General features: G+C 65.0%; 25 protein-coding genes and 1 tRNA gene. 18 read left to right on the top strand and 8 right to left on the bottom strand.

Translation table 11 applies throughout. The features are described from left to right. Positions 1 to 748 precede the first annotated feature (748 nt). Positions 749 to 1708 (bottom strand): N-carbamoyl-D-amino-acid hydrolase, encoded by a 960-nt coding sequence (locus IVA79_RS28900; protein WP_247559427.1) that lies wholly within the window; start codon positions 1706 to 1708, stop codon positions 749 to 751. Positions 1709 to 1983: 275 nt separating this feature from the next. Between IVA79_RS28900 and IVA79_RS28895 the strand changes: the two genes are divergently transcribed. From IVA79_RS28895 to IVA79_RS28865, 8 genes are all read left to right on the top strand, one after another. After that, positions 1984 to 2208: a hypothetical protein gene (locus IVA79_RS28895; RefSeq protein ID WP_247559424.1), complete on the top strand. Its 225-nt coding sequence runs from the start codon at positions 1984 to 1986 to the stop codon at positions 2206 to 2208. A 145-nt stretch (positions 2209 to 2353) separates the two neighbouring features. Continuing rightward, entirely contained in the window at positions 2354 to 2680 is a 327-nt protein-coding gene (locus IVA79_RS28890) for a hypothetical protein (RefSeq protein WP_247559421.1), read from the top strand. Positions 2681 to 2840: 160 nt separating this feature from the next. Beyond that, positions 2841 to 3137 carry a hypothetical protein gene (locus IVA79_RS28885; protein ID WP_247559419.1) on the top strand — a complete coding sequence of 99 codons (297 nt, stop codon included), beginning with the start codon at positions 2841 to 2843 and terminating at the stop codon, positions 3135 to 3137. A 241-nt stretch (positions 3138 to 3378) separates the two neighbouring features. Next, positions 3379 to 3504 carry a hypothetical protein gene (locus tag IVA79_RS36860; protein WP_256465665.1) on the top strand — a complete coding sequence of 42 codons (126 nt, stop codon included), beginning with the start codon at positions 3379 to 3381 and terminating at the stop codon, positions 3502 to 3504. 57 nt (positions 3505 to 3561) lie between these two features. Beyond that, positions 3562 to 3798 (top strand): hypothetical protein, encoded by a 237-nt coding sequence (locus IVA79_RS28880; RefSeq protein ID WP_247559417.1) that lies wholly within the window; start codon positions 3562 to 3564, stop codon positions 3796 to 3798. A 121-nt stretch (positions 3799 to 3919) separates the two neighbouring features. Beyond that, the gene (locus IVA79_RS28875) at positions 3920 to 4180 is read left to right on the top strand and encodes a BrnT family toxin (protein WP_247559415.1); all 261 of its coding nucleotides are present in this window, start codon (positions 3920 to 3922) and stop codon (positions 4178 to 4180) included. Beyond that, positions 4161 to 4448: a BrnA antitoxin family protein gene (locus tag IVA79_RS28870; protein WP_247559413.1), complete on the top strand. Its 288-nt coding sequence runs from the start codon at positions 4161 to 4163 to the stop codon at positions 4446 to 4448. Before IVA79_RS28875 ends, IVA79_RS28870 begins: the two co-directional genes overlap by 20 nt. Before the next feature lie 74 nt (positions 4449 to 4522). Next, positions 4523 to 4921 (top strand): hypothetical protein, encoded by a 399-nt coding sequence (locus tag IVA79_RS28865; protein WP_247559411.1) that lies wholly within the window; start codon positions 4523 to 4525, stop codon positions 4919 to 4921. 145 nt (positions 4922 to 5066) lie between these two features. On the opposite strand, the gene IVA79_RS28860 is transcribed toward IVA79_RS28865, so the two are convergent. Next, positions 5067 to 5143 (bottom strand) — tRNA-Pro (locus IVA79_RS28860). Positions 5144 to 5211: 68 nt separating this feature from the next. Here IVA79_RS28860 and IVA79_RS28855 point away from each other — a divergent pair. The 6 genes from IVA79_RS28855 to IVA79_RS28830 all read left to right on the top strand — a co-directional run bounded on the left by IVA79_RS28855 (position 5212) and on the right by IVA79_RS28830 (position 11055). Next, positions 5212 to 6201, top strand: a complete 990-nt coding sequence (locus tag IVA79_RS28855) for an L-threonylcarbamoyladenylate synthase (RefSeq protein ID WP_247559409.1) — start codon at positions 5212 to 5214, stop codon at positions 6199 to 6201. 101 nt (positions 6202 to 6302) lie between these two features. Beyond that, complete coding sequence (locus tag IVA79_RS28850) at positions 6303 to 7730, top strand: FAD-binding oxidoreductase (protein WP_247559407.1); 1428 nt, start codon at positions 6303 to 6305, stop codon at positions 7728 to 7730. After that, positions 7727 to 8170 (top strand): GNAT family acetyltransferase, encoded by a 444-nt coding sequence (locus IVA79_RS28845; protein ID WP_247559405.1) that lies wholly within the window; start codon positions 7727 to 7729, stop codon positions 8168 to 8170. Before IVA79_RS28850 ends, IVA79_RS28845 begins: the two co-directional genes overlap by 4 nt. Positions 8171 to 8179: 9 nt before the next feature. Beyond that, positions 8180 to 8761, top strand: coding sequence for an NUDIX domain-containing protein (locus IVA79_RS28840; protein WP_247559403.1), 582 nt, complete (start codon positions 8180 to 8182; stop codon positions 8759 to 8761). Positions 8762 to 8899: 138 nt separating this feature from the next. After that, positions 8900 to 9829 (top strand): glycine reductase, encoded by a 930-nt coding sequence (locus tag IVA79_RS28835; protein WP_247559401.1) that lies wholly within the window; start codon positions 8900 to 8902, stop codon positions 9827 to 9829. Between the two features lie 32 nt (positions 9830 to 9861). Beyond that, positions 9862 to 11055: a CoA transferase gene (locus IVA79_RS28830; protein ID WP_247559398.1), complete on the top strand. Its 1194-nt coding sequence runs from the start codon at positions 9862 to 9864 to the stop codon at positions 11053 to 11055. A 143-nt stretch (positions 11056 to 11198) separates the two neighbouring features. On the opposite strand, the gene IVA79_RS28825 is transcribed toward IVA79_RS28830, so the two are convergent. Next, positions 11199 to 11957 carry an SOS response-associated peptidase gene (locus tag IVA79_RS28825; RefSeq protein WP_247559396.1) on the bottom strand — a complete coding sequence of 253 codons (759 nt, stop codon included), beginning with the start codon at positions 11955 to 11957 and terminating at the stop codon, positions 11199 to 11201. A gap of 77 nt (positions 11958 to 12034) precedes the next feature. On the opposite strand from IVA79_RS28825, the gene IVA79_RS28820 reads away from it, so the two are divergent. From IVA79_RS28820 to IVA79_RS28805, 4 genes are all read left to right on the top strand, one after another. Beyond that, entirely contained in the window at positions 12035 to 12535 is a 501-nt protein-coding gene (locus tag IVA79_RS28820) for a hypothetical protein (RefSeq protein WP_247559394.1), read from the top strand. A gap of 3 nt (positions 12536 to 12538) precedes the next feature. Next, on the top strand, positions 12539 to 12973 hold the full coding sequence (locus tag IVA79_RS28815; protein WP_247559392.1) for an NUDIX domain-containing protein: 435 nt from the start codon (positions 12539 to 12541) through the stop codon (positions 12971 to 12973). 47 nt (positions 12974 to 13020) lie between these two features. Further along, complete coding sequence (locus IVA79_RS28810) at positions 13021 to 13398, top strand: TIGR02301 family protein (RefSeq protein ID WP_247559390.1); 378 nt, start codon at positions 13021 to 13023, stop codon at positions 13396 to 13398. 272 nt (positions 13399 to 13670) lie between these two features. Next, complete coding sequence (locus IVA79_RS28805) at positions 13671 to 13937, top strand: hypothetical protein (RefSeq protein WP_212288024.1); 267 nt, start codon at positions 13671 to 13673, stop codon at positions 13935 to 13937. An 18-nt stretch (positions 13938 to 13955) separates the two neighbouring features. On the opposite strand, the gene IVA79_RS28800 is transcribed toward IVA79_RS28805, so the two are convergent. From IVA79_RS28800 to IVA79_RS28780, 5 genes are all read right to left on the bottom strand, one after another. Then, complete coding sequence (locus IVA79_RS28800; RefSeq protein WP_247559388.1) at positions 13956 to 14276, bottom strand: cupredoxin family copper-binding protein; 321 nt, start codon at positions 14274 to 14276, stop codon at positions 13956 to 13958. Positions 14277 to 14285: 9 nt separating this feature from the next. Beyond that, positions 14286 to 14819, bottom strand: a complete 534-nt coding sequence (locus tag IVA79_RS28795; protein WP_247559386.1) for a DUF4142 domain-containing protein — start codon at positions 14817 to 14819, stop codon at positions 14286 to 14288. 89 nt (positions 14820 to 14908) lie between these two features. Then, positions 14909 to 15601: an RNA polymerase sigma factor gene (locus IVA79_RS28790; protein WP_247559383.1), complete on the bottom strand. Its 693-nt coding sequence runs from the start codon at positions 15599 to 15601 to the stop codon at positions 14909 to 14911. Positions 15602 to 15695: 94 nt separating this feature from the next. Beyond that, the gene (locus tag IVA79_RS28785) at positions 15696 to 16565 is read right to left on the bottom strand and encodes a sulfurtransferase (protein WP_247559380.1); all 870 of its coding nucleotides are present in this window, start codon (positions 16563 to 16565) and stop codon (positions 15696 to 15698) included. Positions 16566 to 16755: 190 nt separating this feature from the next. Then, positions 16756 to 18090: a dihydroorotase gene (locus tag IVA79_RS28780; protein WP_247559378.1), complete on the bottom strand. Its 1335-nt coding sequence runs from the start codon at positions 18088 to 18090 to the stop codon at positions 16756 to 16758. Positions 18091 to 18096 lie beyond the last annotated feature (6 nt).

Below are 18096 nucleotides of genomic sequence, written 5' to 3'. Positions count from 1 at the left end.
ATGCCTTCTCGCTCTCGCGGCTTGATTCACCCGAGCTTTGCTTGATCTCTCACCCTCTTATCCAGGAGGGCGCAGGGAAGGCCGGGTGCCGACAGGCACCCGCGGTCCGCTGCGCGAAATGCACACGCAGGAAGAACCGCACAGCAGCATACAGGTGGTGCCGATCACTCGGCCTTCCCTGCGCGATGGTCGGACGGCTTATGCCGTGCTCTCCCGGGAGCCGAACTTTCCTTCTGGCCTCCCTCGCTACCTGCGAATTGGATGATGCAGTTCTGCCCGGTTGGACTCGCTCGCACCTTCGCGACAGCTTGACCGTGGCAACGACGGTCAGGACCACACGGTTTTGCCGTACGCACGGCCCGCCATGTCGCCGCAGTATTTCCAGCCCTGTCGACGAAGCTGGAAACTTACAGGCGAGACGAACCTAGCAGCGCCGCTCGTCTGCACGAAGCCTCGGGCTCACAGGGACTACCCGCCCTGCCCGCGCCTCTCATGCCGACGCTGCCGCGTCCACCGCAAGCCCGGCTCGCGATCAAGACGACCTCGAGATCGCCCCTCTTGGATGAGCCGGGATGGGCGACACATACGACAAAACCGAATTTCGGTAAAGCGGAATATTTTTGGCGAGAGGGATTGACAGAGGGCGACACAGGCACAATCGCGTAGCCCGGATGAGCGCAGCGATATCCGGGTCTCCACAGACGCTGTCCCGGGTATCGCTGCGCTCACCCGGGCTACGAAGAGGAGATCACCCCTTCGGCCTTACCGCCGTCCCATCCGCCATCGTCGTCACCCCCTTCCGCTCCACGATCATCCCATAGGCGTGCGGCTGGCGGTGGAGGTCGAAATTGAAGGTGGTGCGCTTGTAGGAATTGCAGAGATCGAGATCGCAGCGCGCCAGCGCGAGCTCATCGCCCTTGGTCGCGCATCTCGCGATGATCTCGCCGGAGGGCGCGATGATGCAGCTGCCGCCGATGTGGTCCACGCCCTCCTCGATACCGGCCTTGGCGACGCCGACCACGAAGGTGCCGTTCTGATAGGCGCCGGCCTGCATCACCAGATGGTTGTGGAACAGCGAGAGATCGTCATGCTCGGGCGCCGGCGGATTGTGGACCGGCGTGTTGTAGCCGATCATCACCATCTCGACGCCCTGCAGACCCATCACCCGATAGGTCTCGCTCCAGCGGCGGTCATTGCAGATCGCCATGCCCATCACGCCGCCGAAGGCGCTGGCGACGCCGAAGCCGCTGCCGGGCTCGAAATAGCGCTTTTCCAGATGCTGGAATTTCCGCCACGGTTCGTGCTCGGCGTGGCCTGGCAGATGGACCTTGCGATACGTCAAGGTGATCGCGCCGCTCTGGTCGACGAGGATGGACGTGTTGTAGCGCCTGACAAGTCCGGCCTCGACCGTCAGCTCGGCATAGCCGAGACAGAAGCCGATCCCGAGCTCGCGCGCCAGATCGAACAGGCCTCGCGTCTCCGGCCCCGGCATCTCGCGCTCGAAGAAGCTGTCGATCTCGGCCTGATCCTCAAAATACCAACGCGGAAAAAACGTCGTCAGCGCGAGCTCGGGATAGACGATCAGGTCGCAGCCGCAGGCCTTCGCCTCGCGCATCAAGATCATCAGCCGCGCCACCACTTCGGTCCTGGTCTCGGTCCTCGCGATCGGGCCGAGCTGGCCGGCCGCGACAGTCACAAATCTCGCCACGCGTCATTCCTTCATGTCCCGAAGTGCGTCCGGCATGAGCCTATCGAGCGGCGCACCGCGCGCACAAGCCGGCTCGCCCATCGTCGTGATGGGACACAATCAAATTCCGTGCCTTGCGGGTATCATCGTGGGGCCCGCGGCGAGCGCTCGCGAAAATCCAGGAACTTCGTTGCGAATATGCAACGGTTCCCCACCGTCTGAAGCCGGACAAAACAAACTCCCATTCCGGCCACGAACCGCTCTCACAAGGCCGTGAGACGATCAGGGGAACGACGATGCGTGCACAACGCGTTTGGAAAGTGAATGGGGATGCCAGCATCGGGCAGCTCCAATCGAGACTGGACGATCTGAACAAGCGTCTCGGTCAACTCGAAAGCCAGCAGCCGGATAGCTGGACGCTCGAAGAGCTGAGAGCGAGCGCGCTCAGCCTGTCGCGCGAGATCGACGACATCCGCTGCGCCGAGGCGACGGCGGCCTTGAGCGAGCTGCTGCGGAAGTAGCCGGCGGCTGCGATTCGCTGGCGTGCCCGAAGGAACCAAGCTCCCACGATCGCCATTTCCATGAGAGCATGGAGCAAGACGGCGGCCTTCGCCCTCGCGCGCCACTTTGCGCTGTGAGGGATTTTGGCGCTGTGAGGGATTGGGCATGACGTCGGACCCCGAGGAGCAGGTGAGGCTGCAAGGTTTTGGCGAGATGACGTTGCGCACCGCCGTCGCGACGCTGATGCAGCTTGCGCCGCGCGAGCGCGTCGAGGCCACGATCTTCCGCGTCCGCGACGACGTGCGCCTGGCGCAAAGCGAGATCGCCGAGCTCGCATCACACTGGGGCATCGAGCCGACGCCAAACGTGCGATCGCCGAGACTGGTCCCGGAACAGCACTGGCCGGATGTCGTGCGTGACATGGTGCGAGAGGCACCGCTGCCGTCGCTGATGGTGGCGTTTCTGGTGGGCGTGCTGATCGCTCGCAGATGATGATGCGCGCTCGCAACGACGCGCTCACGTGAATGGATTAGCGGCGTTCCGTGAAACCCGAGGAAACCCTTTTCGCTCGCGAAATCGCGACCGCTCCGCACGGAACGTCTCTTGGGAGGAGGGATTGGTCCCCCGTTAAACCTCGAACATGGAGACAACCATGACACGTACGAAACTCGTGAGCGTCGCCGCAACTCTGGCCGCGATTTTGCCGCTCGCAACTGCAAGCCCCAGCCTCGCTGCGGGGCGCGGTCCCGGCTGGTGTACGACACCCAGTGGAGAAGCTGTCGGCGCTGCTGGCCCGGCTATGAACGGCGGCCAATTGATGGCAGGCGTCGGCCAATGCCAGCGCATCGGCGGTTGGCACCCCGCCAACACCTACGGCTATTGGGGCCCGGGCTACGGCTATGACGAGCCTCGCTTGGGCACATCAGCCTACGCACCCTACGAGGACTAATGCCCTTCACGTCGCAAGGTCACAGCGGCGCGGCCGATCACGGCCGCGCCGCTCGCGTTTGCGGGGCTCCGAACAGTGCGTAGGATGGGTAGAGCGGAGCGAAAACCCATCGAAACCCTCTCAAAAGGCAAAGGTGATGGGTTTCGCAAGGGCTCTACCCCATTCCACGAACTCGAAGATGAGTGTGATGCGAGGAAAAAGCTCCACGGCCGCCCTTTCCATGAGAGCAAGGAGCACGATCATGACCGGACAGCTGACGCGATCCCATCTCGTGAGCGGCGGGGCGGGCGCGGTATCCACGCTGGTCCGGTGCTGGTCCGGTTCCGCGACGGCGGCCTTCTCCCTCGCGCGCCATTTCGCGCTGTGAGGGATTTCGCATGACGTCCGACCCCGAGGAGCAGGTGCGGCTGCAAGGTTTGGCGAGATGACGTTGCGCACCGCCGTCGCGACGCTGATGCGGCTCGCGCCGCGTGAGCGCTTCGAGGCCGCGATCTTCCGCGTCTGCGACAGCCAGCGCCTGGCGCAAAGCGAGATCGCCGAGCTCGCATCACACTGGGGCATCGAGCCGACGCCCAAGGTGGATCGCCGAGACTGGTCCCGGAACAGCACTGGCCGGATGTCGTGCGCGACATGGTTTGAGAGGCGCCGCTGCCGTCGCTGATGGTGGCGTTTCTGGTGGGCGTGCTGGTGGCGCGGAGGTAGAGACGTCTGGGGGCATGTCATCAGACAAGCCATTCTGCCGGCCATTGACGATGGATTATTTTGTAGATACAAAATAATCAGTGAAGATCATCTGGGACGAACCGAAGCGCCTGGCCAATCTCGACAAGCACGGGATGGATTTCGCTGATCTCAATGACCGGTTCTTCGATACTGCCTTAGTTCGTCAAGCCGCGCTCAACCGCTATCGGGCTATCGGTGTAAATATCCGCGGCGTCATTTCGGTGATCTTCGCCATCTATGGCAATGAGGCCGTCAGCATCATCAGCATGCGCCCTGCCAGCAAGAAGGAAACACAACTCTATGAAGCGAACCGCCGCTAACAAACGCTACACCGCGAACGATATGCGCGCGGTGAGCAACAATCCGGAATGGACCGAGAGCGATATGGCGAAAGCCAAACCGTTCGACGAAGTCCTCCCTGGGATGCGCAGAGGCCGAGGTCCCAACAAGGCACCTACAAAGAAGCTCGTGTCGCTGCGATTGAGCCCCGCCGTGATCGACCATTTCAAGGCCTCCGGGCGCGGATGGCAGAGCCGGATCGACGATGCGCTTCTGAAGGCCGTCAAGAAGGCTCAAAAATCGATCTAGCGCCCAAGACTAGGGCGTTACCAAGCTTGGCACTCAAGCGTCGGCACAAGCGCGCTCACTATAAGAACTGATCAATGGCGAAAGCGACGATTGCTGAACTGGAAGGCGGCGCAGCATTGTGCGCCTGGTTCGAAGGCGTTCCCTCGTTTCACGATGCAACGTTGTTGCAGCTGGAGCTTCACCAGGGCGCGCCAAGCCGGCTCGTCGCCCGCGCATTCCAGATCACGTCAGAGGTCGACTCACGCGGCCATTTCGTGCTGACCAAGCATGTCGACGTCACATTCACCATCTTTGAGTTGATCGAAGTCCAGCTGTCAGACTTCACGGAAGCCGGAATCATGTTCGGGCTCGACACAAAGATCGATCCCGACGGCACGACACTAAGCGTCAAGTCCAGCTATGGCGTGCACGGCCGGATCAAGGCCAAGCGGGTCGTGGTCTCGTTTGAGCCCCGGCCGGCCGGGGCATCCTGAACCTGACAAGCCATGCCGCGGCGACAAGCGGCCCTGCCCAGCCAAATCGGCCGTGGACCCGCCCCGAAAATCGTTGCAATAAGGCGTTCCGAGGCGCCGGCGGCCGGTCCGCCAAGCCTCTGGAAAACGTCAACTTTTGGAAGAATGGTCGGAGTGGCAGGATTCGAACCTGCGACCCCTGCGTCCCGAACGCAGTGCTCTACCGGGCTGAGCCACACTCCGACAAGAAGGCGGCTTATAGCGTCGGGTTTGACGCACCGCAAGCGGCCGAGATGAGGAATTTTGTCCCTGTGAAAACGGGCCTTGAAACGCTGATTTTACCGGCCGGCGCGGCCGGCGCGGAGGCGGCCGCCAGGGCCTTGGCCGCCGGCGGGCTGGTCGCGTTTCCGACCGAGACGGTCTACGGGCTCGGGGCGGACGCCGCCAATGCCACGGCGATCGCCCATCTCTACGCCGCCAAGGGGCGCCCGGCATTCAATCCGCTGATCGCCCATGTCGCCGACCTCAAAGCCGCGCGGCGGATCGGGCGGTTCGACGCGCGCGCGTTGAGGCTCGCCGAGGCGTTCTGGCCGGGGCCGCTGACGCTGGTGGTGCCGAAGACGGAGGGCTGCCCGGTGGCGGATCTCGCCACCGCCGGCCTCGACACCGTGGCGATCCGGATTCCCGCCCACCCGGTCGCGCAGGCGATCCTGCGCGCCTTCGGCGGGGCCGTGGTGGCGCCGTCGGCCAACGTCTCCGGCCACGTCTCGCCGACGCTGGCCGCCCATGTCGAGAGCGACTTATCGGGACGGATCGACCTCATCATTGACGGCGGACCGGTCGAGGTCGGCGTCGAATCGACCATCGTGGGCTGCTTCGAGACGCCGATGCTGCTGCGGCCCGGCGGGCTGTCGCGCGAACGGATCGAGGCGGTGCTGGGCGAGCCGCTGGCGCGGCCGCCGCTGGACGCCGAAAGCGATGACAGCCAGCCGCTGGCCCCGGGCATGCTGGCCTCGCATTACGCGCCGCGCGCCCCTGTGCGGCTCGATGCGCGTGAGGTGGCGCCGGGCGAGGCCCTGCTCGCGTTCGGCCCTGTGCGGCTGCCCGGCGTTGATGCCGCCTGCGTCGTCATGAATTTGTCGCCCACAGCTGATCTCGATGAAGCCGCCGCCAATCTGTTCGGCTATCTTCGCGAGCTCGATGCGAAGAGCCCGCGGGCGATCGCGGTAATGACGGTGCCCGAGGACGGCCTCGGCGAAGCGATCAACGACCGGCTGCGCCGGGCGGCGGTGGCACGATAGCGCATGATCCGGACCCGGAGGGCCGCGTTAGCGCAAAGTGTGCAGCGGTTTTCCGACAAGATCATGCGCAAAGAGTAAGACGCTTGAGAAGAGACACGAGAATGAACGTCAATCAATCCGCCACCCCGCCGCTTGCGCCCGAATTGATCGCGCAATTCCGCAAGATCGTCGGCGAACGCCATGCCATCACCGATGCGACCGACATCGAGCCCTACCTCACCGAAGAGCGCAATCTGTTCCACGGCCGCTCGCCGCTGGTGCTGCGCCCGGGCTCGACGGCGGAGGTCTCGGAGATCTGCAAGCTCGCTTCCGCGCACAACATCGCGCTGGTGCCGCAGGGCGGCAACACCGGGCTCGTCGGCGGGCAGACGCCGCACAATGGCGAAGTCGTGGTGTCGCTGCGGCGCCTGGACAAGATCCGCGAGGTCGACACCGCCTCCAACACCATGACCTGCGAAGCCGGCGTCGTGCTGCAGATCGCGCAAGCGAAGGCGGTGGAGGTGGACCGGCTGTTTCCGCTGTCGCTGGGGGCCGAAGGCAGCTGCACCATCGGCGGCAATCTCTCGACCAATGCCGGTGGCACCGCCGCGCTCGCCTACGGCGTCGCGCGCGAGATGGCGCTGGGGCTCGAGGTGGTGCTGGCCGACGGGCGCGTGCTCAATGCTCTCTCGAAGCTGAAGAAGGACAACACCGGCTACAATCTGCACAACCTCTTCATCGGCGCAGAAGGCACGCTCGGCATCATCACCGCGGCAACGCTCAAACTGTTTCCGAAGCCGCGGGCGGTCGAGACCGCGTTCGTCGGGCTGAAGTCGCCGGCGGCGGCGCTCAAGCTGCTCACGATCGCGCAGAGCGAAGCTGCCAATGCGCTGACGAGTTTCGAGCTGCTGTCGGAGATGGCGGTGGAGTTCTCGATCAAGCACGGCATCGACGTGCGCGATCCGCTTGCCGAGAAGCATCCCTGGTACGTGCTCATGGAGTTGTCTTCGCCCGGCGATGATGCTCGCACGCCGCTGGAGACGATCCTGGCCCGCGCCATGGAGGAGGAGATCGTCGACGACGCCGTGATCGCCGCCAACCTCACCCAGCGCGCCGGCTTCTGGAAGCTGCGCGACGAGATGTCTTCGGCGCAGAAGCCGGAGGGCGGCTCGATCAAGCACGACATCTCCGTGCCGGTCGCGGCCGTGCCTGAATTCATCGCCGAGGCCGATGCCGCGGTGGTGAAGCTGATCCCCGGCGCGCGGCCGGTGCCGTTCGGCCATCTCGGCGATGGCAATCTGCATTACAATGTCAGCCAGCCGATCGGCGGCGACACCGCGGATTTTCTGGCGCGCTGGCACGAGATGAACGCGGTGGTGTTCGCGATCGTGCTGCGCATGGGCGGCTCGATCTCGGCCGAGCACGGCATCGGCGTGCTCAAGCGCGACGAGCTGCCCGACGTCAAGGACAAGACCGCGATCGAGCTGATGCGCGCCATCAAGGCGATGCTCGATCCGCGCGGAATCATGAATCCGGGGAAAGTGCTGTGAATAGTCTTGCGATCGACGCCATCACCGATGCCGATATCCAGCCGGTGGTGGCGCTGTGGCAGCGCTGCGGCCTGACGCGTCCCTGGAACGATCCGCATGCCGACATCGCGCTGGCGCGGCGGCGCGACAACTCGACCATCCTGCTCGGCCGCGACAATGGCGCGATCGTGGCAACAATCATGGTTGGCCATGACGGCCATCGCGGTTGGATCTACTACGTCGCGGTCGATCCAGACTGCCAGAAGCGCGGCTTTGGCCGCGCCATCATGGCCGCGGCCGAGGACTGGCTGCGCGCCGCTGGAATTTCGAAGCTGCAGCTGCTGGTCCGCCGCGAGAATGCGCCGGCCAATGCGTTTTACGGCTCGCTGGGCTTCGAGCTTTCGACATCCGTGATGTTCCAGAAGTGGCTCGACGGCCGCGCGACCACGCCAAGCAACTGAGATCGAGCCATGACCATTTCCGACCGCGTCCGCATCAAGGACGTCCGCGTGCTCTCGGACGGCTGGACCACGCTGAAGACCACGACGTTCGACTACCGGCGCGCCAATGGCGCGTGGCAGACGCAGCACCGCGAGACCTATGAGCGCGACAACGCCGCCGCCGTGCTGCCGTATAATCGCGCACGGCGCACCGTGATCCTGGTGCGCCAGTTCCGCCTGCCGGCCTTCATCCGCGGCTACGACGACCTGCTGATCGAGGCCGCCGCCGGCGTGCTCGATAACGCCGAGCCCGAGCAGCGCATCCGCGCCGAGGCCGAGGAGGAGACCGGCTATCGCCTGCACCACGTCCACAAGGTGTTCGAGGCCTTCATGAGCCCGGGCGCCATCACCGAGAAGCTGCATTTCTTCGTCGCCGAGTACGAGCCTGAAATGCGGGTCAGCGACGGCGGCGGCCTGGAGCACGAGGGCGAGGACATCGAGGTGCTGGAGCTCGGCATCGACGAGGCGCTGGCGATGATCGCCGATGGCCGCATCATCGACGCCAAGGCGATCATGCTGCTGCAATATGTGGCGCTGCATGTGTTCAGGTAGGTGCTTTCTTCGCCTCTCCCCCCCGTGCAGGGCGAGCCATTGCGCAATGCAATCCTGTCCTGCGCCGCCCCTCCCCCCGTTGAGCAACGCGAAAACTATCTCTAGTCTGGGCTTAACCAAGAACCAGGAGACGCGCCCATGTCCGCTCCGCGCGACGACGAATTCGGCTTTGCGCCCGACTATGATGCTCCCGTTCCCTACATGCAGCGCACGCGCGATTATTACGCGGCGATCGGCTACACCACGGCGTATCGCTGGGCGCATTACACCGCGGCGCCGTTCCAGCCGCTGAAAAAGCCGCTGGCGCAGTCGCGGGTGACCATCATCACGACCGCAGCGCCGTACGATCCCGCCAAGGGCGACCAGGGGCCGGGCGCGGCGTATAACGGAGCTGCGAAATTCTATGAGGTCTATGACGGCGACACCTCGAAGCAGCACGACCTTCGCATCTCGCACATCGGCTACGACCGCAAGCACACGAGCGCGACCGACAACGGCACCTGGTTTCCGCTGCCGCAGCTCCTGAAGGCGTCCGCTACGGGCCGCATCGGCGAAGTGGCCCCCCGCTTCTTCGGCGCGCCGACCAACCGCAGCCATCGCGTCACACTCGACACCGACGCGCCGGAGATTCTTTCGCGCTGTCTTGCGGACAAGGTCGATCTCGCCGTGCTGGTGCCGAACTGCCCGGTCTGCCACCAGACCACCGCACTGGTGGCGCGGCACCTTGAAGCCAATGGCATTCCGACCGTGATCATGGGCTGCGCCAAGGACATCATCGAGCACGCGGCGGTGCCGCGCTTCCTGTTCAGCGACTTCCCGCTCGGCAATTCGGCCGGCAAGCCGCACGATGTCGCCTCGCAGACCCAGACGCTCGAGCTGGCACTGCGTCTACTGGAGACCGCGAGCGGCCCGCAGACCACAATGCAATCGCCGCTGCGCTGGAGCGAGGACGCCTCCTGGAAGCTCGACTACAACAACGTCGCGCAGCTCTCAGCCGAAGAGCTCGCCCGCCGCCGCGCCGAATTCGACAAGCAGAAGGAGATCGCGCGCGGCAACCGCGCCGCCTGACGTCCTCCAACAACCGACCAAGGGAGAGCGACGTGACGCGACCGTTCGAGGGCGTGAAGATCCTGGATTTCACGCAGGTGCTGGCCGGCCCCTATGCCAGCTACCAACTTGCGCTGCTCGGGGCTGACGTCATCAAGGTCGAGCGGCGCGAGGGCGAGGACATGCGCCGTACGCCGCTCAGCCGCGAATGGGCCGAGCGTGGGCTGGCACCGGCGTTCCAGGCCATCAACGGCAACAAGCGCAGCCTGACGCTCGATCTGCAGAAGCCCGAGGCGATTGCGATCGTGAAGAAGCTCGCAGAGACCGTCGACGTGGTCATGGAGAATTTCCGCCCCGGCGTGATGGACAAGCTCGGCATCGGCTACGAGGCGCTGTCCGCGATCAACCCCAAGCTGATCTATTGCGCGGTGTCCGGCTTCGGCCAGACCGGCCCGGATCGCTTGCGGCCCGGCTATGACGGCAAGATGCAGGCGCTGTCGGGCATCATGGCGATCACGGGCCATCCCGAGACCGGGCCGACGCGCGCCGGCTTTGCGGTCTGCGACGTACTGTCGGGCGCCACCGCTGCCTTCGGCGTGTCGAGCGCGCTCTACCAGCGCGACCGCACCGGCAAGGGCCAGCTCATCGACGTCTCCATGCTGGAGGCGACGCTGGCGTTCCTGTCCGGGCAGATCGCGGACTGGTCGGTCGCCGGCCATCGTCAGAGGCTGTCGGGCAACCAGGCGGTCAGCCGCAGGACCACGGCGAATTTGTTCAAGTGCGGCGACGGCCATATCCTGCTCGCCGTCAACAACGAGAAGCAGTACCGCGCGCTGATGGCTGCGCTCGGCCGCGAGGACACACTCGCTGACCCCCGCTTTGCCGATTGGTTTTCGCGCAACGAGAACGAACCGGCGCTGCGCGCCATCATCGAGGAGGCGCTGGCGGCACGGCCGGCGCGCGAATGGGAGACGATCCTGGAAGACGCCGGCGCGCCCTGCGCCAGCATTTGGAAGGTCGAGGAGGTCATCGACCATCCGCAAATCAAGGCGCGCGGCGCGATCCAGGAGCTGGACACGCCCTACGGGCGCCTGCGCTTTGCCGGCAGCGGCTTCAAGCTCGCCCATGGCGGCGGCCAGCTGGACCGGATGGCGCCGGAGCTGGGGGCGGATACGGAGGCGGTGCTCGGCGAGTTGGGGTTTGATGCCGCGGAGATCGCGGCGTTGCGGGCACGGGAGATTGTGTAAAGCTCCGCTGCCGTAGGGTGGGCAAAGCGACTTGTCCGCCGTAGCTCGAAGAGCGAAGGCGGAAGCGTGCCCACCATCGCGCGCTTGAGCGAGAGATCGTGGGTACGGCGCGTTGCGCCTTTGCCCACCCTACGGCACCGCAGCTAGAACAACGAGCCCTGCCCGTCATCGGCCGCCGCGACCTTCCGCACCGCCTTCTTCGGCTTGGCCGTCCCTGCCTCCGCCGCCATCTCCTTCGCGCTGATCGGCAGCACGAGCTGCTCGTCGTCATTGGCGACGCGGTTGACGCGGGTTGAGACCGGGTGCCAGGCGAATTCGCCGCGGCGCGGGGTGGTCATCAGCGGCAGGATCGCGTCGACCTCGTCGCCTTTGATGTCGAGCCAGCGCTCGAAATCGCGCTGGCTGATGGTGACGGGCACGCGGTCATGCAGCGCGGCGAGATCCTCGCCCGCCGCGGCCGTGACGATCGCGACCGTGTCGAGCTCTTCGCCGTTCGGCCCGGCCCAGGTCTCGAACACCGCAGCGAAACCAAGCGGCGCACCGTCGGCACGGTGGATGAAGAAGGGCTGCTTGCGGCCGTCCTCCACCTTCCATTCGTAATAGCCATCGGCCGGGATCAGCCCGCGCCGCCGGCGTATCGCCCTCTTGAAGGCGGGCTTCTCGAGGACCGTCTCCGAGCGGGCGTTGATCAGCAGCGTGAATCCGCGGGGGTCCTTGACCCAGCCCGGCAACAGCCCCCAGCGCATCAGGTGGAAATGCCGCGCGCCGTTCTCGACCAATACGACCGGAATCGGCTGGGTCGGCGCCACGTTGTACCGCGGCGGGAAATTCGGCTGCTCGATATAGCCGAACAGTTGCCGCAAGGCCGCGGGGGCCGAAGTTATGACGAAGCGTCCACACATCCCAAGCCGTCTATATCAGGGCGTCTATATAGGGTCCGTTCAGGTCCTTTTAACCCCGAACGTTAACACTGCGGCGGATGAGCTCAATGGCCTCCCAACCCGCGCGGACGCATGTACAGACGGGCCCCGAGGCCGCCGCCTGGGCCGAGCGGCTGCGCGTGGCCAATATCAATCCGCGGACCGGGCTTGCCACCGACTATCTCAACCATTTCAATGAAGCCGTGATGCTGCTGGAAATGGTTCCCGACATGCCCGAATGCGCGGAAGATTTTCTGACCTGGTCGCCGCTGTCCTATGCCGAGCATTTCACGGCCTCCAACTTCAAGGCGCGCGACCTCGCCATCGAAGCCTATGAGAAGGCCGATCCCAACGTCCGCGCCCAGTTCGACCACCTCACCGATACCATGACCTCGATTCTAACAGCGGTCGGCTCGGCCATGCGCGAGGTCGAGAAGGACACGACGCGCGTCCGCCTCGCCGAGCAGGCCGCGCTCTGGGTCAAGCCGCTGATCGCCGCCTGCGGCGGCATCATCCATGGCGGGGCCGAAGCTGACGTCGATACCATCATGGCGAACTGAGCCGTGGCTGCAGTCGTCCAGCCGAGCCATCCCCAGCTTGCCGTCAGCGCCGCCATTTTCCGCGACGGCAAGGTGCTGCTGACCCGCCGCGCCCGCTCGCCCGCCAAGGGTTTCTATTCGCTCCCGGGCGGCCGGGTCGAGTTCGGCGAATCGCTGCACCAGGCGCTGAGCCGCGAGGTCGACGAGGAGACCGGGCTCGCCATCGCGATCGTCGGCCTCGCCGGCTGGCGCGAGGTGCTGCCGGCGACGGCTGGCGCCGGCCATTACCTGATCCTGTCATTTGCCGCCCGCTGGGTGGCCAAGGAGCCGGTCCTGAACGACGAACTCGACGACTACCGCTGGATCGCGCCCGACGCCCTGGCAGGCCTCGGCGAGCTCAAGTTGACCGGGGGGCTGGAAGAGGTCATCCAGTCCGCCGCGCGCCTGATCGGCCCCTGACCGCCCCGCCTTGCGTCCATCGCCCCGAGGGGGCATACAGCCCGCCGATGTCCACGCGATTTCTCGCCATTTTTGCCCTGATTCTCGCCTGCACCTCCGTGCCCATGAGGGCCCAGGACGTAGCGGCGCCGTTTGACGGCGATTTGCAGCGGTTGGCGGAGATCCTCGGCGGGCTGCACTATCTGCGCGGCATCTGCGGGTCCAACGAGGGCAACAAATGGCGCAACGAGATGCAGGCGCTGATCGACGCCGAAACCCCCTCCGGCGAGCGCCGCACCCGCATGATCGCCGGCTTCAATCGCGGCTATAACGGCTTTCAGCAGACCTACCGGAGCTGCACGCCGGCCGCGACGGTGGCGATCCGCCGCTATATCGAGGAAGGCTCGAAGATCTCGCGCGATCTGACGGCGCGCTACGCGAACTGAGCGTGCGTCCGTTATTCCGGGGCGAGACAAAGTCGCAAGCTGTGATGCGCAATTGCGCATCTGAGAATCCATTCCACCCTCTCTCTGGCCGATGGATTCCGGGCTCGCGCTGCGCGCGCCCCGGAATGACGAGCCCTGTGGAACTCTGTCATCGAGTTTGTACACAGCCGTTAACCGTTCTTAAAGATGTGGCCTAGCGGTCGTTAACGCCCGTGCTACACCTCTCGCACAGCGCATCGCCGTGGATCGCGCCCCAGCCCTGATCGAGTTTCATGAGCCAGCCGATTTCCTACGCCCCCGCCCGCGCACCACTGCCCGATCACGAGCAGAAGCAGGCCGCACTGAGCTATCTCAACGAGGCCTGGGCCGAGGCGCGCCACGACGGCGTCGACGGCGACTGCCTGGCGCAGGCGAGCCTGTTTGCGGCCTTTGCCGAGCTCGTCGGCACCTATGGCGAGGACGCGGTGGCCAAGTTCGTCGAGGGCTTCCCCGGCCGCATCCGCAACGGCGAATTCTCAGTCAGCATCGCGCGGCAGTAAGCCTGCCAAAGGCCGCACTCACGGCTCGACCTTGAGCGTCGCTTTCATGTTGGGATGATAGCGGCAGTAATACTCGACCGTTCCCGCCTTCTTCAGAACTGATGTCGCCGATTTCTTCGGCGGCAGGGTCACGTCGAAGTCGCCGTTCTTCGCGGTGGCGGTATGGGCGAAGACGTCCTTGTTGATCCAGGTGATGGTATCGCCGACCCTGGCCGATATCTCGGCCGGTGAGATCACGAGGTTCTCCATCGTGATCTCTATCGTCGCGGCGTGCACCGGGACGACCATCGCCGCGAAGACAAGCGCGATAGGAAGCGAAAACAGCCGTCCCGACATCATCGCGCTCCCCTATTTCAGCTCGGCCACGACATGCTCGGCGTGCTGCTGATGGCCCTGGAAGATCTTCAGACCGGTTTGCAGCAGGCTCTTCAGCTCGGCATTGTTCGCCGACGGAATCAGCTGGGTCTCCAGCGCGCCGTTGACCTGCTTGTGGTAGGCGACCTCGTTAGCGACATAGGCCTTGTCGAAGGCAGCACCGCTCAGCTTATCGAGCTCGGCCAGCTTGTCGCTCGCCTGCTTGGACAACGCCTTGCTGGTGTCGTTGTCTTCAGGGGTGACGTTCAGCTTCTTGACCAGCGCGAGCGCCTGTTTGTTGACCGCCTCGTGGTCGCGCAACATGTCCTCGGCGAAAGCTTTGACATCCTTGCTCTTCGCCTTCTTCTGCGCCTGTTTGGCCGCGTTGATGTCGATCACGCCGGCGGTATAGGCGATGTGGGCGATCTGCGGATCGGTGGGTTTGTCGGCTGCGCTGGCGCTTTGCAGCAGCGCGGGACTCGACAACAGAATGGCGGCGGCGATCGCCGCGCTCCGTCGGGTAAACATGGCTTGATACTCCTGTGGTGCCGGAAGGTTGCCCGGCGCGTTGCGTCACAGGGATTGGATGGGACTTTCGCGCGAACGTTCCCGAATAATTACGCGCCCACGCCAAGGCGCCTGAGCACGGCTTCGGTCAGGCGCTCACAGCGCTGTCCGGCAAACGGAAATGCGTCCATCACGACGGGACCGATCTTCTTCTCGACGTTCTCGCGCAGCATGGTACGCGCACGGTGCAGTCGCGTCTTGACCGTCTCGGGCTTGACGCCGAGCAGCTCGGCCGTCTCCTCCATGCTCATTCCCTCCATCGCCCGCGCGATGAAGACCATGCGGTAGGCGTCCGGCAATTCATCGACCGCGTGTTCGACGACGCGCTGGATCTCGCGTTGAGCCATGGATTTTTCCGGATCAGTGGCGGCGGACGAAAGCGGAAACTTGATGATCTGTGCTTCGAGCGTTGCCTCCGGCACCGATCCCAGTTCGATCTGCGGCTTCCGACTGCGCAGGCGCCCGAGCGCTTCGTTGATGGCAATGCGCGACAACCACGTCGACAGCGCCGACGCACCAAGAAAGTCGTCGAGATGCGTGAATGCGCGGATATAGGTTTCCTGCACCACGTCCTCGGCCTCACTGTCGCTGCGGAGGATACCACGGGCGAGCCTGTAGAGCCTGCGGTTGTTGGCCTGCATGATCTCGCGCAATGCGGCTTCATCCCGGCGCCGCGCGCGGTCGATCAGCTCGGCTTCCGATGTCCTGACGCCGGCGGACAGGCTGGCTGCGGTCCCTGGCATGGCGGGCACCTCCATTGGCTCCGAACATTGGATGCAGGCCCGGGGGAAAGGTTCCGAGATTTCTTACCCTCCCCTGGAGGAGGGTAAGAGCCCCCTAATCCGTCTCGATCGGCAGGGCCGGATCCCTCGCCCATTCGCCCATCGAGGCGTCGTAGAGCGTCAGTCTGTCGTAACCGAGCTGCGTCAGCAGGAACAGGTCGATCGTCGCCGAGATGCCGCCGCCGCAATAGAGAATCACATTCTTGTCGCGCGTGACGCCTGCCGCTGCGAATTTCGCTTCGGCATCGGCGAGGCTCGTCAGGGTTTTGTCGGCGTTGACGAGCGTCGCGGCTGAGACGTTGACGCTGCCGGGAACGCGGCCCGGCCGGCCGTAGCGGCTTGGCTCGAGGCCCCGATGAAACTGCGGCCCGAGCGCGTTGACGATGACCGTCGAGGGATCGTCGATCCGCGCCTTCACAATGGTCTTGTCGACGAAGAAGCCCGCGCGCGGTGTAGCCTTGAAGGTCGTCGCCGGATATCCCTTCGGCGCGCCTGTTGCGACCGGCCGCCCCTCGTCCTTCCATTTGTCGAAGCCGCCATCGAGCACGCACGCATCGACGCCGAGCGCGCGCAGCATCCACCAGAACCGCGTCGACCACATCATCGTGCCGATGCTGTAGAGCACGATGGTCTTGCCTGCGTCGAGGCCGTGGCGACCGAAGGCGGCCTCCAGCTGGGCGACGTCAGGCATCATGTAGAATTGCTGCGCGGAGGCGTCGGAGAACTCGCCTTGCAAGTCGAGGAAATCGGCACCTGGGATGTGCCCGGCCGCGAAGGTCTTGTCGCCGGGTACCGCGCGATACGGCACGTCGCTGCCGGGTGGGACGGGCTCGTTGTGGGTCGTGCAGTCGTAGAGGCGCAGGTTGGGATCGCCGAGCATGGCGGCGAGGTGCTCGGTGGTGATGAGGGGTGATGGTTGGGACATCGGACTGCACTCCCGTTTGAGAGGAAGCGTAGACCTCTCCCCTCGTCATTGCGAGCGCAGCGAAGCAATCCCGGGTCCCTCCGCGGCAAGACTCTGGATTGCTTCGTCGCATCAGCGCAAAATTGCTATGCAATTTTGTCGCGAGCTCCTCGCAATGACGGGGATGGTGCGTTCGTCCCCCGCCAGAAGCCTACTGCTTCAGCGTCTCCAGAAACCGCACCGGCTCGCCTTGCGAGGCCGTCACCAGCTCGCCCTGCCACATCACGCGGCGACCGCGGATGAAGGTGCCGACGGGCCAGCCCGTGACGCGCAACCCATCATACGGAGTCCAGCCGGCCTTGGACGCGACCCATTTGTTGGTGATGGTCTCGCTGCGCTTCAAGTCAACGACCGTGAAGTCGGCATCGTAGCCGGCGGCGATGCGGCCCTTGCAGGCCATGTTGTAGAGCCGCGCGGGGCCGGCGCTGGTGAGGTCGACGAAGCGGGCCAGCGACAGCCGGCCTGCGTTGACGTGATCGAGCATCAGCGGCACCAGCGTCTGCACACCGGTCATGCCGGAGGGCGAGGCCGGATAGGTCTTCTGCTTCTCTTCCAGCGTGTGCGGGGCATGATCGGAACCAAGCACGTCGATGATGCCCTGCTCGATGCCGCGCCAGATGCCGGCGCGATGATCGGCCCCGCGCACCGGCGGGTTCATCTGCGCCAGCGTGCCAAGGCGCTCATAGCATTCGGGCGCGACCAGCGTGAGGTGATGCGGCGTCGCCTCGCAGGAGGCGACGTCCTTGTGGTCGCGCAGGAACTCGATCTCTTCCTTGGTCGAGATGTGCAGCACGTGGATGCGCTTGCCGGTCTCATGCGCGAGCTTGACGAGGCGCTGGGTGGCCATCAGCGCCGCGGTCTCGTCGCGCCACACCGGATGCGAGCGTGCGTCGCCCTCGATGCGCAGCGATTTGCGATCGTTGAGGCGATATTCGTCCTCGGCATGGAACGCGGCGCGGCGGCGGATCACCTGGAAGATGCGGCGCAGGCTTTCGTCGTCCTCCACCAGCAGCGCGCCGGTCGAGGAACCGATGAACACCTTGACGCCCGCGCAGCCCGGCGCGCGCTCCAGCACCGGCAAATCCTGCACGTTCTCGCGAGTGCCGCCGATGAAGAACGCGAAATCGCAATGCATGCGGTGATGGGCGCGCTTCACCTTGTCGGTGAACGTGGCTTCTGTCACCGTCAACGGAGAGGTGTTCGGCATCTCGAACACGGCGGTGACGCCGCCCATCACGGCGCTGCGCGAGCCGGTCTCGAGGTCTTCCTTCTGCTCCAACCCAGGCTCGCGGAAATGCACCTGGGTGTCCATCACGCCGGGCAGGATGTGCAGGCCCTTGCAGTCGATCACCTCCGCCGCGGAGCCCTGTGACAGCGGGCCCAGTTCGGCGATCCTGCCGCCCGTGATGCCGATATCGCGAACACCCTCGCCGTCCTGATTGACCACGGTGCCGCCCCTAAGGATCACATCGAAACGCTGGGTCATGGCTGA

Origin of the sequence: Bradyrhizobium sp. 138, assembly GCF_023074075.1 — a bacterium.
Classification (GTDB): domain Bacteria; phylum Pseudomonadota; class Alphaproteobacteria; order Rhizobiales; family Xanthobacteraceae; genus Bradyrhizobium.
Note: the sequence above shows the minus strand (reverse complement) of the source record. Positions and strands in the feature narration are given on the sequence as shown.

Excerpts from the sequence above, each read along its gene's own strand:
- IVA79_RS28895 (WP_247559424.1), top strand. The coding sequence starts at position 1,984 with ATGCGTGCACAACGCGTTTGGAAAGTGAATGGGGATGCCAGCATCGGG.
- IVA79_RS28890 (WP_247559421.1), top strand. The coding sequence starts at position 2,354 with ATGACGTCGGACCCCGAGGAGCAGGTGAGGCTGCAAGGTTTTGGCGAG.
- IVA79_RS28885 (WP_247559419.1), top strand. The coding sequence starts at position 2,841 with ATGACACGTACGAAACTCGTGAGCGTCGCCGCAACTCTGGCCGCGATT.
- IVA79_RS36860 (WP_256465665.1), top strand. The coding sequence starts at position 3,379 with ATGACCGGACAGCTGACGCGATCCCATCTCGTGAGCGGCGGGGCGGGC.
- IVA79_RS28880 (WP_247559417.1), top strand. The coding sequence starts at position 3,562 with ATGACGTTGCGCACCGCCGTCGCGACGCTGATGCGGCTCGCGCCGCGT.
- IVA79_RS28870 (WP_247559413.1), top strand. The coding sequence starts at position 4,161 with ATGAAGCGAACCGCCGCTAACAAACGCTACACCGCGAACGATATGCGC.
- IVA79_RS28865 (WP_247559411.1), top strand. The coding sequence starts at position 4,523 with ATGGCGAAAGCGACGATTGCTGAACTGGAAGGCGGCGCAGCATTGTGC.
- IVA79_RS28850 (WP_247559407.1), top strand. The coding sequence starts at position 6,303 with ATGAACGTCAATCAATCCGCCACCCCGCCGCTTGCGCCCGAATTGATC.
- IVA79_RS28840 (WP_247559403.1), top strand. The coding sequence starts at position 8,180 with ATGACCATTTCCGACCGCGTCCGCATCAAGGACGTCCGCGTGCTCTCG.
- IVA79_RS28835 (WP_247559401.1), top strand. The coding sequence starts at position 8,900 with ATGTCCGCTCCGCGCGACGACGAATTCGGCTTTGCGCCCGACTATGAT.
- IVA79_RS28825 (WP_247559396.1), bottom strand. The coding sequence starts at position 11,957 with ATGTGTGGACGCTTCGTCATAACTTCGGCCCCCGCGGCCTTGCGGCAA.
- IVA79_RS28820 (WP_247559394.1), top strand. The coding sequence starts at position 12,035 with ATGAGCTCAATGGCCTCCCAACCCGCGCGGACGCATGTACAGACGGGC.
- IVA79_RS28810 (WP_247559390.1), top strand. The coding sequence starts at position 13,021 with ATGTCCACGCGATTTCTCGCCATTTTTGCCCTGATTCTCGCCTGCACC.
- IVA79_RS28805 (WP_212288024.1), top strand. The coding sequence starts at position 13,671 with ATGAGCCAGCCGATTTCCTACGCCCCCGCCCGCGCACCACTGCCCGAT.
- IVA79_RS28800 (WP_247559388.1), bottom strand. The coding sequence starts at position 14,276 with ATGATGTCGGGACGGCTGTTTTCGCTTCCTATCGCGCTTGTCTTCGCG.
- IVA79_RS28795 (WP_247559386.1), bottom strand. The coding sequence starts at position 14,819 with ATGTTTACCCGACGGAGCGCGGCGATCGCCGCCGCCATTCTGTTGTCG.
- IVA79_RS28790 (WP_247559383.1), bottom strand. The coding sequence starts at position 15,601 with ATGCCAGGGACCGCAGCCAGCCTGTCCGCCGGCGTCAGGACATCGGAA.
- IVA79_RS28785 (WP_247559380.1), bottom strand. The coding sequence starts at position 16,565 with ATGTCCCAACCATCACCCCTCATCACCACCGAGCACCTCGCCGCCATG.
- IVA79_RS28780 (WP_247559378.1), bottom strand. The coding sequence starts at position 18,090 with ATGACCCAGCGTTTCGATGTGATCCTTAGGGGCGGCACCGTGGTCAAT.